The organism is Shewanella sp. CAL98-MNA-CIBAN-0140 (assembly GCF_040309905.1).
Lineage (GTDB): Bacteria > Pseudomonadota > Gammaproteobacteria > Enterobacterales > Shewanellaceae > Shewanella > Shewanella psychromarinicola.
In genome coordinates, this window is record NZ_JBEOPI010000036.1 from 1 (window position 1) to 13,045 (window position 13,045).

At 42.4% G+C, this 13,045-nt stretch carries 10 protein-coding genes; 6 read left to right on the forward strand and 4 right to left on the reverse strand.

All coding sequences use genetic code 11. The features are described 5' to 3' along the window. Positions 1 to 297: 297 nt before the first annotated feature. On the reverse strand, positions 298 to 549 hold the full coding sequence (locus AAEY93_RS16385) for a DUF1289 domain-containing protein (protein ID WP_124011835.1): 252 nt from the start codon (positions 547 to 549) through the stop codon (positions 298 to 300). 79 nt (positions 550 to 628) lie between these two features. Between AAEY93_RS16385 and AAEY93_RS16390 the strand changes: the two genes are divergently transcribed. From AAEY93_RS16390 to megL, 6 genes are all read left to right on the forward strand, one after another. Then, positions 629 to 1,948: a methyltransferase gene (locus tag AAEY93_RS16390; protein WP_124011834.1), complete on the forward strand. Its 1,320-nt coding sequence runs from the start codon at positions 629 to 631 to the stop codon at positions 1,946 to 1,948. A 252-nt stretch (positions 1,949 to 2,200) separates the two neighbouring features. Continuing rightward, positions 2,201 to 3,250: a 3-oxoacyl-ACP synthase III gene (locus AAEY93_RS16395; RefSeq protein ID WP_101032205.1), complete on the forward strand. Its 1,050-nt coding sequence runs from the start codon at positions 2,201 to 2,203 to the stop codon at positions 3,248 to 3,250. A gap of 59 nt (positions 3,251 to 3,309) precedes the next feature. Beyond that, entirely contained in the window at positions 3,310 to 4,185 is an 876-nt protein-coding gene (locus AAEY93_RS16400; protein ID WP_101032204.1) for an alpha/beta fold hydrolase, read from the forward strand. An 86-nt stretch (positions 4,186 to 4,271) separates the two neighbouring features. Then, entirely contained in the window at positions 4,272 to 5,969 is a 1,698-nt protein-coding gene (gene oleC, locus AAEY93_RS16405) for an olefin beta-lactone synthetase (protein WP_124011833.1), read from the forward strand. 43 nt (positions 5,970 to 6,012) lie between these two features. Beyond that, positions 6,013 to 7,062: a 2-alkyl-3-oxoalkanoate reductase gene (oleD, locus tag AAEY93_RS16410; protein WP_124011832.1), complete on the forward strand. Its 1,050-nt coding sequence runs from the start codon at positions 6,013 to 6,015 to the stop codon at positions 7,060 to 7,062. Between the two features lie 397 nt (positions 7,063 to 7,459). Continuing rightward, positions 7,460 to 8,644, forward strand: a complete 1,185-nt coding sequence (gene megL, locus AAEY93_RS16415; RefSeq protein ID WP_124011831.1) for a methionine gamma-lyase — start codon at positions 7,460 to 7,462, stop codon at positions 8,642 to 8,644. Between the two features lie 257 nt (positions 8,645 to 8,901). Here megL and AAEY93_RS16420 read toward each other — a convergent pair whose 3' ends face one another. Genes AAEY93_RS16420 through AAEY93_RS16430 form a run of 3 tightly spaced genes read right to left on the reverse strand, consistent with a single transcriptional unit; the run spans position 8,902 to position 12,089 of the window. Further along, positions 8,902 to 9,354, reverse strand: a complete 453-nt coding sequence (locus tag AAEY93_RS16420) for a hypothetical protein (protein ID WP_164839501.1) — start codon at positions 9,352 to 9,354, stop codon at positions 8,902 to 8,904. Continuing rightward, positions 9,354 to 11,444 carry a bifunctional diguanylate cyclase/phosphodiesterase gene (locus AAEY93_RS16425; RefSeq protein ID WP_124011830.1) on the reverse strand — a complete coding sequence of 697 codons (2,091 nt, stop codon included), beginning with the start codon at positions 11,442 to 11,444 and terminating at the stop codon, positions 9,354 to 9,356. Before AAEY93_RS16425 ends, AAEY93_RS16420 begins: the two co-directional genes overlap by 1 nt. A gap of 27 nt (positions 11,445 to 11,471) precedes the next feature. Continuing rightward, positions 11,472 to 12,089 carry a transglutaminase-like cysteine peptidase gene (locus AAEY93_RS16430; protein WP_351078386.1) on the reverse strand — a complete coding sequence of 206 codons (618 nt, stop codon included), beginning with the start codon at positions 12,087 to 12,089 and terminating at the stop codon, positions 11,472 to 11,474. Positions 12,090 to 13,045: the final 956 nt, after the last annotated feature.

Here is a 13,045-nt window from a genome sequence, read left to right on the forward strand (position 1 = left end):
AGAAGCGAAGCGCACTAGCTGGACGCAGTCCATCCTAGCATCTAGGCTTGTATCGCTCGTAATCGCCTGTCACCGCTCGCCATCACTTGCAACCGCCTAGACGCTAGGACACTTCGCGGCGAGATGCTATACAATCAAATTCAAAAGACAGAAGGCTAGAGGCTGGTTCCGTTGTGGTAATACTTCTGAGCAGGGATCAGCTGGTCGCTTTAACGCTGTTATAGAAGCGAAGCGCACTAGCTGGACGCAGTCCATCCTAGCATCTAGGCTTGTATCGCTCGTAATCGCCTGTCACCGCTAGTCACCGTGCTTTATCTCAACGTTTTCATTTAAGCGCTTTTCAGCTTCCAACCATTTAGCCCGTGATAAAGTTTGCTTGTTGCTGTCACCCAAAAACTGTTGTTTTCTGGCGGCTAGGCTATCCCCAATCTGCTTTTTCTGCGCATCACTTGCTTGTGACCAAATCACAATCTCATCGACGTGGCGAAAACAGCCCATACAATAATTGTCATCATTTAAGCCGCAGCGGGCGACACAAGGTGAGTGCATAGTTTACAATTCCAATACGAGTATCTAAAGACCCGCATTCTATCATTTCAATGAGTGAAGGTTAACAATAAGCAACGATATGTCAGCAATCGATTATCAACACACCTTTAACGCAGTCGACTCACTTTTGAATGCCCTAAAACCCTTGTGGCAGCTCGTTGCATTTGAGTGTAACCACTTACCTTGGCAGCAGGAATATCCACATTTAGCTCAAAAGGTGTGGCAGCTTGATGATACTGAAATAGATATCCTTGATATGGATCAGCAACAGCTTGTCGAAATGTTATTGCCAAGCTTGATTAGCGACATTAAACAGAGCAAACTTCCACAGGTTGATGAATTAATTAGTCAATTAAGCTTGTTAGTCATCACTTCGCCTACAAGTGCTATTGACCCAATAAACTCTCAATCTTTGCCTAGCGGTGAACAGCCACATAGCAAAGGCCAGAATAATGATTTAGCCCATTTCAGTGCCCATATTAAAGGCCGAAAGTGGCAACAAATCATCATGTTTGCGAATCAAGTTGATCCACAGCATCACTCCAAGTTACCTAGGTTACCTATCTTAGAGTGGTGCGCAGGTAAAGGACATTTGGGCCGCTTGGTGGCTAAGCAGCAACACATTGAGGTGACAAGTCTTGAGTGGCAAGCGAGTTTATGCAGACAAGGCCAATTTATTGCCAAACAATGGCAATTACCACAAACCTTTATTTGTGCCGATGCTTTTGCGCCAATCGACCCGAGTAAACCGCTATTGTTAATTGATCAACATGCCATTGCATTGCACGCTTGTGGTGATTTACACATTCGTTTACTCAAACTAGCAGCATCGGCAGGTACGCGGGTGATTTCTATTTCACCCTGTTGTTATCATTTAATTGAGCATTCACATTATCAACCGCTATCGGCCTTAGCAAAGGTCAGTGAGTTACGCTTGTCGCGTCATAATTTACAACTACCGTCACAGCAAAGTGTGATTGCCAGCACCAAGCAACAAGTATCGCGCCATCAAGAAGTGGCATGGCGTTTGGGTTTTGACAGCCTGCAGCGTGATATTCGGGGCATAGATGCTTATTTGCCGGTGCCGACCATTAAACAAAGTCAGCTTAGCGGCAGTTTTAGCGACTTTTGCCAATGGGCTGCAAATCAAAAGAAATTATTACTACCTAATGCTATTAATTTGAGCCATTATTTTCACCTTGGGATTGAGCGACAACGTCTCACCAAGCGGATCGCTTTAGTGGCACATTTATTTCGCCGCACGATAGAGCATTGGCTATTGCTCGATCGTGTCTGTTTTTTACAAGAGCAGGGATATCAAGTTGCGCTGACTGAATTTTGTGCAAACAGTGTTACGCCACGAAATGCCTTGATCCAAGCAATTAAAATAATCGAATAGTAGTCTTGGTCACAGATTTACAAATTAAGCCATTGTTTACACTGGTTTATTTTTATTAAAACTGTAAGAATTAACAAACTGGTTAATTAAACAATAGAGTTTAACCATAAAAAATCATCCAAATTACCGCATTGGCTTGCTGTTTTTGATTGAATAATTAAGCCATTCTTGTTCAAATGGCGGGTTAATAACGAATATCAACTATTCTAGTGCCTTTTTGGCTTGCTAGAGCGAAGCGAATTATACGGTTTAATGAAATATTCACGCGTCTTTATCAATAGTCTGGCTTATGAGCTAGCACCGCAAGTAGTGTCGAGTAGCGATTTAGAATCTCGTTTGGCACCGCTATATCAAAAGTTTCGTATTCCTATGGGGCAACTTGCCGCATTAACCGGGATTACCGAGCGTCGCTGGTGGCCAAAAGGTCATCGTTTATCTGACGGTGCCATTGCCGCTGCGCAAAAAGCCTTAAATGAAACCGGTATTGATGTCAGCGACTTAGGTGCCGTGGTTTACACGGGGGTGTGCCGCGATCAACACGAACCTGCGACCGCTTGCCGTATTGCTGCTGAACTTGGCGTGTCAAAAGACACGGCAATTTATGACATCAGTAATGCCTGTTTAGGGGTGTTGTCGGGTATTTTAGATATAGCCAACCGAATCGAGCTTGGTCAAATCAAAGCGGGTATGGTTGTGTCGTGCGAATCGGCTCGAGACATTGTGGATGCAACCATTGACCACATGCTAGCCGAGCCGACCATGCAAAATTTTGCTCAGTCATTGGCCACATTAACCGGTGGTTCAGGCGCTGTAGCGGTGATTTTAACCGATGGGACTTTGCCGCTTAAAACCACTCGTCAACATCAGCTGTTGGGTGCAAGTCATTTGTCTGCACCAGAACATCACCAATTGTGTCAATGGGGCTTACAAGAAGCTGGGCACTTATTGTATCGCGAGTTTATGCGTACCGATGCCGTGACTTTACTCAAAGAAGGAGTAGAGCTTGCCAAGCACACTTGGGAGCATTTTTTAGAACAACGAGATTGGGTCGTCGAACGGGTCGATAAAGTCATTTGTCACCAAGTGGGTGCCTCTAACCGTCGGCAAGTGCTAAATGCATTAAATATCCCCCACATAAAAGAATATCCCACCTATCAAACATTGGGCAACATGGGCTCGGTATCATTGCCTGTTACGGCTGCCATTGCACATGATGAAGGTTTTTTACGTGTTGGCGACCAAGTCAGCTTTTTAGGGATTGGCAGTGGTTTAAACTGCATGATGCTAGGAATTAAGTGGTAAGCCATTGGCTGCGCTAAGTTTTTTGAATTTCATTATAAAAATCATTAACAGGATGCATCATGCTAGACAACTTGCTGCCATTTAAAAGTCACTTTTTAGATCGTAACGGCAATAAATTGCACTACATAAACGAAGGCCAAGGCGAGCCCGTGGTGATGGTGCACGGTAATCCTAGTTGGAGTTACTACTACCGTAATTTAGTCAGCGCACTGAGCGGTCAGCACCAATGTATTGTGCCAGACCATATTGGTTGTGGCTTATCAGATAAACCGGATGATCCACTATACGATTACACCTTAGTTAACCGTATTGATGATTTAGAAGCCTTGCTCGACAGCCTTGATGTAAAACAAAATATTACGCTAGTGGTTCACGACTGGGGCGGCATGATTGGTATGGGCTTTGCGGCGCGCCACCCTGAGCGCATCAAGCGCATTGTGTGTTTAAACACTGCAGCGTTTCATTTACCTAAAACCAAACCGTTTCCTTGGGCATTATGGGTTTGCCGCGACACTTTACTTGGCACCTTGTTAGTGCGCGGTTTGAATGCATTTTCATCTGCGGCGTCGTATGTTGGCGTTAAACGTAAGCCGATGGCTAAAGATGTCCGCGAAGCCTATGTTGCGCCATTTAATTCTTGGAAAAACCGTATTTCGACATTGCGCTTCGTGCAAGATATTCCACTTAAGCCTGGCGATCGTAATTACGACTTAATCACTAGCATTGGCGATAGCTTAAGCCAGTTTGCTAACGTGCCAACGCTTATTTGCTTTGGTTTACAAGATTTTGTATTTGATAAGTATTTTTTAGAGGAATGGCGACTGCGAATGCCTCATGCCACAGTGCACGAGTTTGCCGATTGTGGTCATTACATTCTTGAAGATGCCAGCGACGAAGTGATTGGCTTAATTAAAGATTTCATCGCGACAAATTAAGCTAATGTGCTAGGTTTAATAAAAGTAAATAAAAGGCTCTTTTGAGCCTTTTTGTTCATTTCAACCTGAGCCAATAATGGTTAATCATGACGAACTTCAAAGACAAGCACGCTAACGCCAATATTTGCCAGCACTTACAATATGCTGCTCAGCATACTCCAGATTCTCTTGCCGTGGCCGTTCAGCAGGCAAAGCAAGGCCAATTTGATTACCAAGAAATCGATTTTGCTAGCTTGCATCAGCAATCTGATATGATTGCTAAAGGGCTAATTCAGTACGGCATTACGCGTGGCATGAAAGCCGTGTTGATGGTGACGCCAAGTATCGAATTTTTCTCATTAACCTTTGGTTTATTTAAAGCCGGTATTATTCCGATTTTAGTCGACCCAGGTATGGGCGTAAAAAACCTTAAGCAATGTTTCGAAGAATCACAACCTGACGCCTTTATCGGTATACCTAAGGCCCACATCGCAAGGCGCATTCTTGGTTGGGGTAAAGGCAGTGTCAAACACGTTATTAATGTGGGCGGCTCAGGTTTACAGCGTTGGTTAGCCAATGCCACGAGCCTTGAAACGATTATTGAATTTGGCCGTAATGTGGCTCAACCTCTTGATATGGCATTGCTTCACCATGATGATATGGCAGCCATTTTATTTACCAGTGGTAGCACAGGTACCCCAAAAGGCGTGGTATACAGCCATGGGATGTTTGAAGCGCAAATTAGTGCGCTAAAACACGATTATGGTATTATTCCAGGCGAACGTGACTTAGCCACATTCCCGCTGTTTTCCTTGTTTGGCCCGGCACTTGGCATGGCATCAATTGTACCCGACATGGATGCCAGTAAACCCATCAGCGCCAATCCGGCTAATTTGTTTGCTGCTATCGAGCAATATCAATGCACTAATATGTTTGTTAATCCCGCCTTGTTGGAACGTTTAGGCCAAGCAGGCGAACAAACCCAACATAAACTCACTAGCGTTAAGCGAGTTATATCAGCTGGCGCGCCGGCGACCATCAGCTCAATTAAATGTTTTAGTCAGATGCTCAATTCACAAGTTGAAGTGCTCAATTCTTACGGTGCGACTGAATCATTGCCTATTAGTATGATTGGCAGCCATGCGTTGTTTGCTACCAGTGACTTAACCGATCAAGGTAAAGGTATTTGTGTTGGTAAGCCGATATCGTCGGTGAGTGTGGATATTATTGCCGTTACTGACGTGGCAAAACCACAATGGGCTGATGTGAATAAGCTTGGCGCTAATGAGATTGGCGAAATTGTGGTGAGCGGTCCTATGGTCAGCCAGGCTTATTATCAGCGTGAGCAAGCCACCCAACTCGTTAAAATTCACCACGGTGATCACGTTAAACATCGCATGGGTGATGTGGGGTATCTTGATGATAATGGCTTACTGTGGATGTGCGGTCGTAAAGGTCATATTGTTGATGCCACTCGCGGTAAGCAACGGCTAAAACGCTTTTATACACTGCCGTGCGAGCGAGTATTTAATACCCATCTGCAAGTTAAACGTTCTGCCATTGTTGGCGTGGATGTGGGCGGTGATATAGTGCCGGTTATGTGTATCGAATTACATAAAGGTATTGTTTGCTCAACCTCTAAAGCGCTATTTCAAGAGTTAACCCAATTAGCTGAACAGCACCCACATACTCAAGGTATCGGGCGCTTTTTAATTCATCCCGATTTCCCGGTCGATGTGCGCCATAATGCTAAAATTTTCAGAGAAAAACTCGCTGTATGGGCCCAAAAGCAATGGCAAGAATAAAGTCGTTCTTAAGTGAGACTAAGGTAATTATAAGGCAATAATAATGACGCTGACAGATTTACACCCCCTAGAGCAAACCGCACTGAAGCAATTAGCGCTATCGGTTAGTAAAGTATTTGTTACCGGCGCAGGTGGCTTTTTAGGTTGTGCTATTTGTCAGCGTTTATTGGCAGCCGGTATTGAGGTCGTTGGCTTTGCCAGAAGTCATTATCCCAAGCTTGTCGAACTGGGCGTCGATATGCGTCAAGGCGACATTAGTGACTATGACAGCGTCAAGCAGGCTATGACTGGATGTGATCTGGTGTTCCATGTCGCATCAAAAGCCGGCGTGTGGGGCAGCAAACAAAGTTTTTATTCTCCCAATGTTGATGGCGCGACTAATATTGTTAACGCTTGTAAAGCGCTTGATATTCATAACCTTATTTATACCAGCACCCCAAGTGTGACGTTTGCCGGTGCAGATGAAAATGGCATTAACGAATCAGCCCCTTACGCCAGTCAATACCTTAATTATTATGGTGAGTCTAAAGCCATTGCCGAAAAAAATATCCTTGCAGCTAATACTGCTTCGCTTCGAACCACAGCCTTAAGGCCGCATTTAATTTGGGGGCCAAACGACCCACACCTTGTCCCTAGAGTGGTAGAGCGTGCCAAAGCAGGGCGCCTAAAGCTGGTGGGATATCAAGATAAACTGGTCGATACCATATATATCGACAATGCTGCCTACGCCCATATTTTGGCTGCAGTGGATTTAGTGGCCGCGGCTAAGTGCGCAGGTAAAGCCTATTTTTTAAGTAATGATAAGCCTATAACGATGGCCGCTATGCTCAATAAAATCTTAGCCTGTGCAGACTTACCGCCAGTGACTAAGCGAGTACCCGCAGGTGTTGCTTATGCCGCAGGCGTGGTACTTGAAACACTTTACGGCTGGCTCAATATACAGCAAGAACCCATCATGACTCGCTTTGTAGCAAGGCAATTATCGACCAGTCATTACTTTGATATTAGCGCAGCTCAACAAGACTTAGGCTATCAACCGCTTATGAGTATCGAACAAGGTATGCAAAAGCTGAAGTTATCGCTTTCACGCTAATTGTGCTGATTAGCTGTTTAAGCTAGCGGTTTGCATTAGTTATTCAAGTTAGCCGTTAACGATTAGGGTTTAAGATAGCGACTTAAGGTAGCGACTTAAGTTAGCAATAGACTTTAACCGCTTTTATTAACTGTCTTTGCTAATGGCTAATATTAACGACCTAAGTTAATGACTTAACTTAGTCACACGAGTAGATAACACAAAATTTGTCTTCACTACTGTCTCTAAAAAAATGATGTAAACAATTGTTTGTAACATTGTTTTTACATCAATTACTTTAGTTATTTTTTAACAATCACTTGGTTAAATTTTATTCCGCTGTATCTTAAATCCCGACCACCATAAAATCACCCCACAGAGGGTAACAACTCATAACAAAGTGGTGCAGGGAGAAGCAATGCAAGATAACAAGCACATCACATGGAATTTAGCGACCTTAGCCATTCATGGCGGCCATCAGCGTGAAGCCTTTGGCTCACTCACCACACCACTATATCAAACCGCCACCTTTGTATTTGATAACGTAGAACAGGGCGGAGCGCGTTTTGCCGGAGAAGAGCCTGGCTATATTTATACTCGTTTAGGAAACCCGACCACTGCAGAGTTAGAGCGTAAAATGGCGCTACTCGAAGGCGCTGAAGATGCTGCCGCCACGGCATCTGGCATGGCAGCCGTATCCAGTGCATTGTTAACCCATTTACATGCAGGCGATCACTTAGTGGCATCAAAAGCGGTATATGGTTGCACTTTTGCGTTAATGACCACCCAATTAACCCGTTTAGGCGTTACCACCACATTGGTCGATTTTACCGATATTGCTGCAATCGAAGCTGCTATTAAGCCCAATACCAAAGTGATATTTTGCGAAACCCCAGTCAATCCACATCTACAAGTATTCGACATAGCAGCCATAGCAAAAGTCGCTAAGGCTCATAAGCTAGTTTCAATCGTCGATAACACCTTTATGACGCCCTTATTGCAGCAACCGCTGGCAATGGGTATCGATATGGTGATCCACAGTGCCACCAAGTATCTTAATGGCCACGGCGACGTGATTGCAGGTATTGTGTGCGGCAATGCAGAGCACATGCACAGATTAAAATATGAAATATTGAAAGATTTTGGTGGGGTTATATCCCCACATGATGCTTGGCTTATTTTACGCGGCTTAAAAACCTTAGATGTCCGCTTAGCACGCCACTGCGACAATGCCGAAGTGTTAGCTGAATATTTAGATAAACATCCAAAATTTAGCCAAGTGTTTTACCCAGGTTTAGAACACCACCAAGGCCATCGTTTCATCGGCAATCAAATGAAGCGTGCTGGTGGGGTCATTGCATTTGAGCTAAAAGGGGATAAGCAAGATGCGATGAACTTCGTTAATCGTCTCAAGCTGTTCACTATCGCTGTAAGTCTTGGTGATGCCGAATCACTTATTCAACATCCCGCTTCAATGACCCACTCACCTTACAGCCCAGAAGCCAGACTCGCCGCAGGCATCACCGACAACTTACTGCGCATCTCAGTTGGCCTAGAGAATGTTCAAGACCTGATTGCAGATATTGAACAAGCGTTAGAGTGAAGACGGGCAGTCATAGCTGAAGATCTTTGAAGAACGATCGCAAGCGATTAAAGCCTAGAGACTAGGGCGGACTTCGTCCTGCTAGATCGCTGCGCTGCTATAACAGCGGGATCCGTCCTGGTAACGTTTTTGAGCTGGGACTTCAGCTCTTGTGGATGACGAATTATAGACATAAAAAAACAGTGCGTTTAGCACTGTTTTTTTGAGCTTACAGTCACGAGTTTTTATTGTTCATTTAACGGTAAGAAGACTAAATATTAGTTACTAGAGATTGTTCCAGCACCGCCGCCTGAACCACCACCAAAGCCTGGACCCGCTGGCGCAGGTGCAGCACCAAATCCACCACCACCTGCAGTTTGAGTATCTTCAACTGCTTCAGACACAATGGCAGGGTCAACACCGTTGGCAAGTGCAATGGCTAAAATCTCATCTGGATTCATGCCCGCTGCTACAGCCGCTTTTAATGCTTTTTTGATGAGTTCTACATCGCCGTTAGCGGCTTGAATTGCAGTCGCTAATTGCTGTGCTTGCGCTGATATGGGTGCATTTTGATTGCTAGCAGTTAAAGTCTCTTCAGCCTTTTCACCTGCCATCAACGTCTCATCAGCTATTGCACTTGCAGACAAGGTGTCTTTAGCGATTGCACCTGCAGATATACCTGTCGTCAATAATGCTGACATTAATAAAATGGGTAATTTATTCTTATTCATTATTCTGCCTCGTTGTCTAGTGAATTGCTAAAGTCGTTTAGATGCAAAGTGCACGTCCAACTCTGGGGTGTATTAGCAGGAATGATTGTACTCAAATTTTGTACAGCATACAATCCATTGCCTTGTAGGCCATCGATGTTCATCAGGGTAAAATAAGCACCTATAGTGGCTGATTCAACCTGTGGTGCAATGATTTTTATGCCAATACCATGACAAATTTGGGTCAAGGTTTGTACAAAAAAACGTGTGTCAGCTTCGGCAATATCGTGAACGTAGCTAGCATCAATCTTAACAAAATCAATGTCTAAGTTACGGATGTAACAAAATGAACTTAAATTTGAGCCAAACCGTTCGATAACAATATCAATATTTGATTGTTTTGCTCGGCGAATAAACAATTCTGTTGAGGCTAAAGAAAGCATTGCTGCAGATTCATTAAATTCATACAAAAGTGGTGGAAGGGTTTTATGCAATTTCTGGTATAAATCAAATAACCAGTCGGTAAATACTGGGTTATGCATTGCACGCTTACTAATATTGATCGCCACTTGGGTATGCTCTATATGTTGTAATTTGTAAAAAATGAAACAAATGACAGCTTGCTCAAGCTCTTGTATCACCCCCAGCCGTTCTGCCATCGCAAAGACATCTAACGTCGATAGGGTTTCACCTTTTATTTTGAAGCGAACAAACGATTCAACATACAATATCGTCTGTTTATTATCCACCACAGGTTGTAGCATTAAGTCAAAAATCTTATCAAACGGAATACATTTAATGGAAAAGTCTTTTGGATCACAGTGACTAATTTCGTTTTTAAAGTATTCAGTGAACCGCGTTAAAATAGACACCCATTCTTCTCGGGAGTGATTTTTATATATCGACTCAGGGTCTACTAACCCGTTTACTGCTTCTGAATACTGATTATGCACCAATTGATTATCTAATCGCTTAACTGCATCCGTAAACGACTCATGGTGATTAACTCGGGTGAGAGCGTGCTTAGCAAAGCCATTTTTAAAATATTCTCCATTCTCAATAGTTAATGAGTTAGCAAATTGGGTGTCGATTACCTTCACCGATTCTTCAGTTAACAATGATATAAAGGCAAATTCAGATCCAGAGATACGATACAACTGCGATTCATGCATTTGTTCAATTTGCTTACTTAGTACAGTAGCACCTTGTAAAATGTATGCATCGCCACAGCCGTAGCCTTCTTTGTCATTAATGACTTGTAATGATGTCATCGACACCAAACCTAAATAAAAACGATCCCCATGCCGTTCATACTCAGCCTGAATAGACTCAAACTTTTTCAATAATGCTCGGCGATTAGGTAAGCCTGTGTGTGGGTCGATATACACTTCTTTAGACAAGGTTTCAGCCAATTGAGTTTGCTCGTTAAATGATCGTTGAATGTTTTCAACCATGCGGTTAATTGCATTAACAACAGTACGTAATTCAGAGGTAAAAGGGCGTACAGTATTTAAGCTAAAACGTTTTTGAATAACCGACTCGGCTTGTTGAACAATACTGCTCAAGGGGGTTAACACTGCTTTTAAAATAAAATATACCAACAAAAATGCAACTAACAGTTGCACTAGTGTCACGTTAAATGTGCTAACCGCATGATCCCAAAGTGCATAATACGATGTTCCCGCATGTGACTGTACTTCTAGTATGCCAGCAATGCGCCAACCATCACTGACTTCACTGGTCATCACTGGAGGATGCAGGGTAAACCCGCTAATAAACCAATCAGGTACAGCGAAGTTACTTTCAGGGTTGACCCGCTCAAACTGTTTTACCCCATCAATATCAGTAAAAGAAATATGTTGATAATAACCTGAATCAAAAATGGCGTTGGTCATGGTTTGAGCCATCACCAAGCCTTCTTCATCCATATAAGGTGACATAGATAACCCTAAGCTGTGTGCAGCCCCTTGCGCATGGGAACTCAGTTGCTCGTTTAAATAACTGCGCATATTCGACACATTGTGATATATCGCTGTGCTAAAACTAAATATAGACAAACAGCCTATGAGTAAATATAGCTGTAACCTTAAAGACATCCCTTGTTTAAACATGGCTCACTCCGGTTCCTTTTGTTCAGTTTATTCGCCGTTTTCAATTCGATTGACTAAATCAGTCCAATTTTTTGTCCCGCCGCTGGTGGGCTTGGCTGTACTAAGACCTTGCGCCTTTGCTAACCATAATCCTTGGCCATTAAATGAATATACAGGTTTTAAATCTCGGCGTTGGTCGGCAGGTAAAATGGTAGTTTTTAAATTATCTAGCACCAAAGGCATCGCCTTAGGGTTTTCAAAATAAATCAGCACCATATGGGGTTCGTTAATCAACAGTGCTCTTACATACCTCAAGCGCATTTTATTTTCATCCACACCCATGGCCTTTAAGGTAAAATATTTAAAAATAGCAAAGTCTTCACAATCACCACCTTTAGTCCCTAATGATTCAAGCGGGGTAGCCCAATAATCACTTTTATGCCAATGGTCACTGTCACTCACAAAACGGATCCGCCGATTAGCAAACTGGTTGGCTAAATGCAAGCGCTCATAATCACCTAACGTAGTGCCTTTATTAATAGTGTCACGCCAGTCACTAAAGTCCTCAACGCTGTCCGAACTATAGCGCAGCTCGATAAGTTTAAAAAAATCCTCAGTAAATAAATCATCCGTTATTGTGGCAATGCAGACAGCCGAAGATACCACTGAGATTAGAAGCCAATGGCGGTATCTATCGATGCAACACAACACGAATTTAATACGCAAATCCCACTGCAGTTATGGTTAGTGATTACAGGGTAATGATGTTAGCAAAATGTTGTAAATCAGAAATATCATAAGTCAGTTTTTGCTTAAACGACAATGAAATGATGATGAAATTTCAAAACGAGTGCATAAAGGCACAACATTAATAGCAGGCATACTTCGAAAGTACGACAAAAAACACCGTTCTAAATAACGACCTAGTTTACTCATTAAAAGGATTGAATTTTGATGGTGTCAATATAATGGCACGCTTATTGTTATGTAATAGATATAGAAACGTGTTTTTAAGGTTTATAAATTAGTGTTACGAGCATTCGCCACAAAACGATTGATTGAAAGGAATCGTGGGGAAGGTTTCAGTGTTAAGTGTTAGATTTTATATGTTTTTTGTTTTTAATTAAAACAGTAGCTTAATTTTTTAGATGGTCTTGTTATGTTGCTATCCATTAACTAGGTGCCATTCTGTATGGTTAAATTAATGTTTATATTAGGCACAAAAACAGTGCGTGTTGCTTATCTAAGCTACATGCTGGTGCAAAAAAAATCACAATAACAAATATTAAAAAGAACTTTCGACTGATTGATAAATTTTCGAATTAATGAACGAAGTCATTTGAATAACATACTCCAAGTACAATTACGACTAAAGAAGTAAGTTGATAGTGTTTGATTTTATATGTAATAAAAAAGTGCCAGAATAATAACTAAACGTTAATAACCGTCAAAAAAAAGTCATCAAGTTAACGTATAAACTATAGTTAATACTTGATGAAACCATATTGACGTAAGAAATATCGACGTAAAACAGAAAGTAGAAAGGGAAATTTTAAACAAGGTATGACGGAAATGATAACTGTGTTGAAGCCAATCATCAGATGATTTGTTTCGTTAGTTTA

Coding starts and splice junctions, on each gene's coding strand:
- AAEY93_RS16385 (WP_124011835.1), bottom strand. CDS start 549: ATGCACTCACCTTGTGTCGCCCGCTGCGGCTTAAATGATGACAATTAT.
- AAEY93_RS16390 (WP_124011834.1), top strand. CDS start 629: ATGTCAGCAATCGATTATCAACACACCTTTAACGCAGTCGACTCACTT.
- AAEY93_RS16395 (WP_101032205.1), top strand. CDS start 2,201: ATGAAATATTCACGCGTCTTTATCAATAGTCTGGCTTATGAGCTAGCA.
- AAEY93_RS16400 (WP_101032204.1), top strand. CDS start 3,310: ATGCTAGACAACTTGCTGCCATTTAAAAGTCACTTTTTAGATCGTAAC.
- oleC (WP_124011833.1), top strand. CDS start 4,272: ATGACGAACTTCAAAGACAAGCACGCTAACGCCAATATTTGCCAGCAC.
- oleD (WP_124011832.1), top strand. CDS start 6,013: ATGACGCTGACAGATTTACACCCCCTAGAGCAAACCGCACTGAAGCAA.
- megL (WP_124011831.1), top strand. CDS start 7,460: ATGCAAGATAACAAGCACATCACATGGAATTTAGCGACCTTAGCCATT.
- AAEY93_RS16420 (WP_164839501.1), bottom strand. CDS start 9,354: ATGAATAAGAATAAATTACCCATTTTATTAATGTCAGCATTATTGACG.
- AAEY93_RS16425 (WP_124011830.1), bottom strand. CDS start 11,444: ATGTTTAAACAAGGGATGTCTTTAAGGTTACAGCTATATTTACTCATA.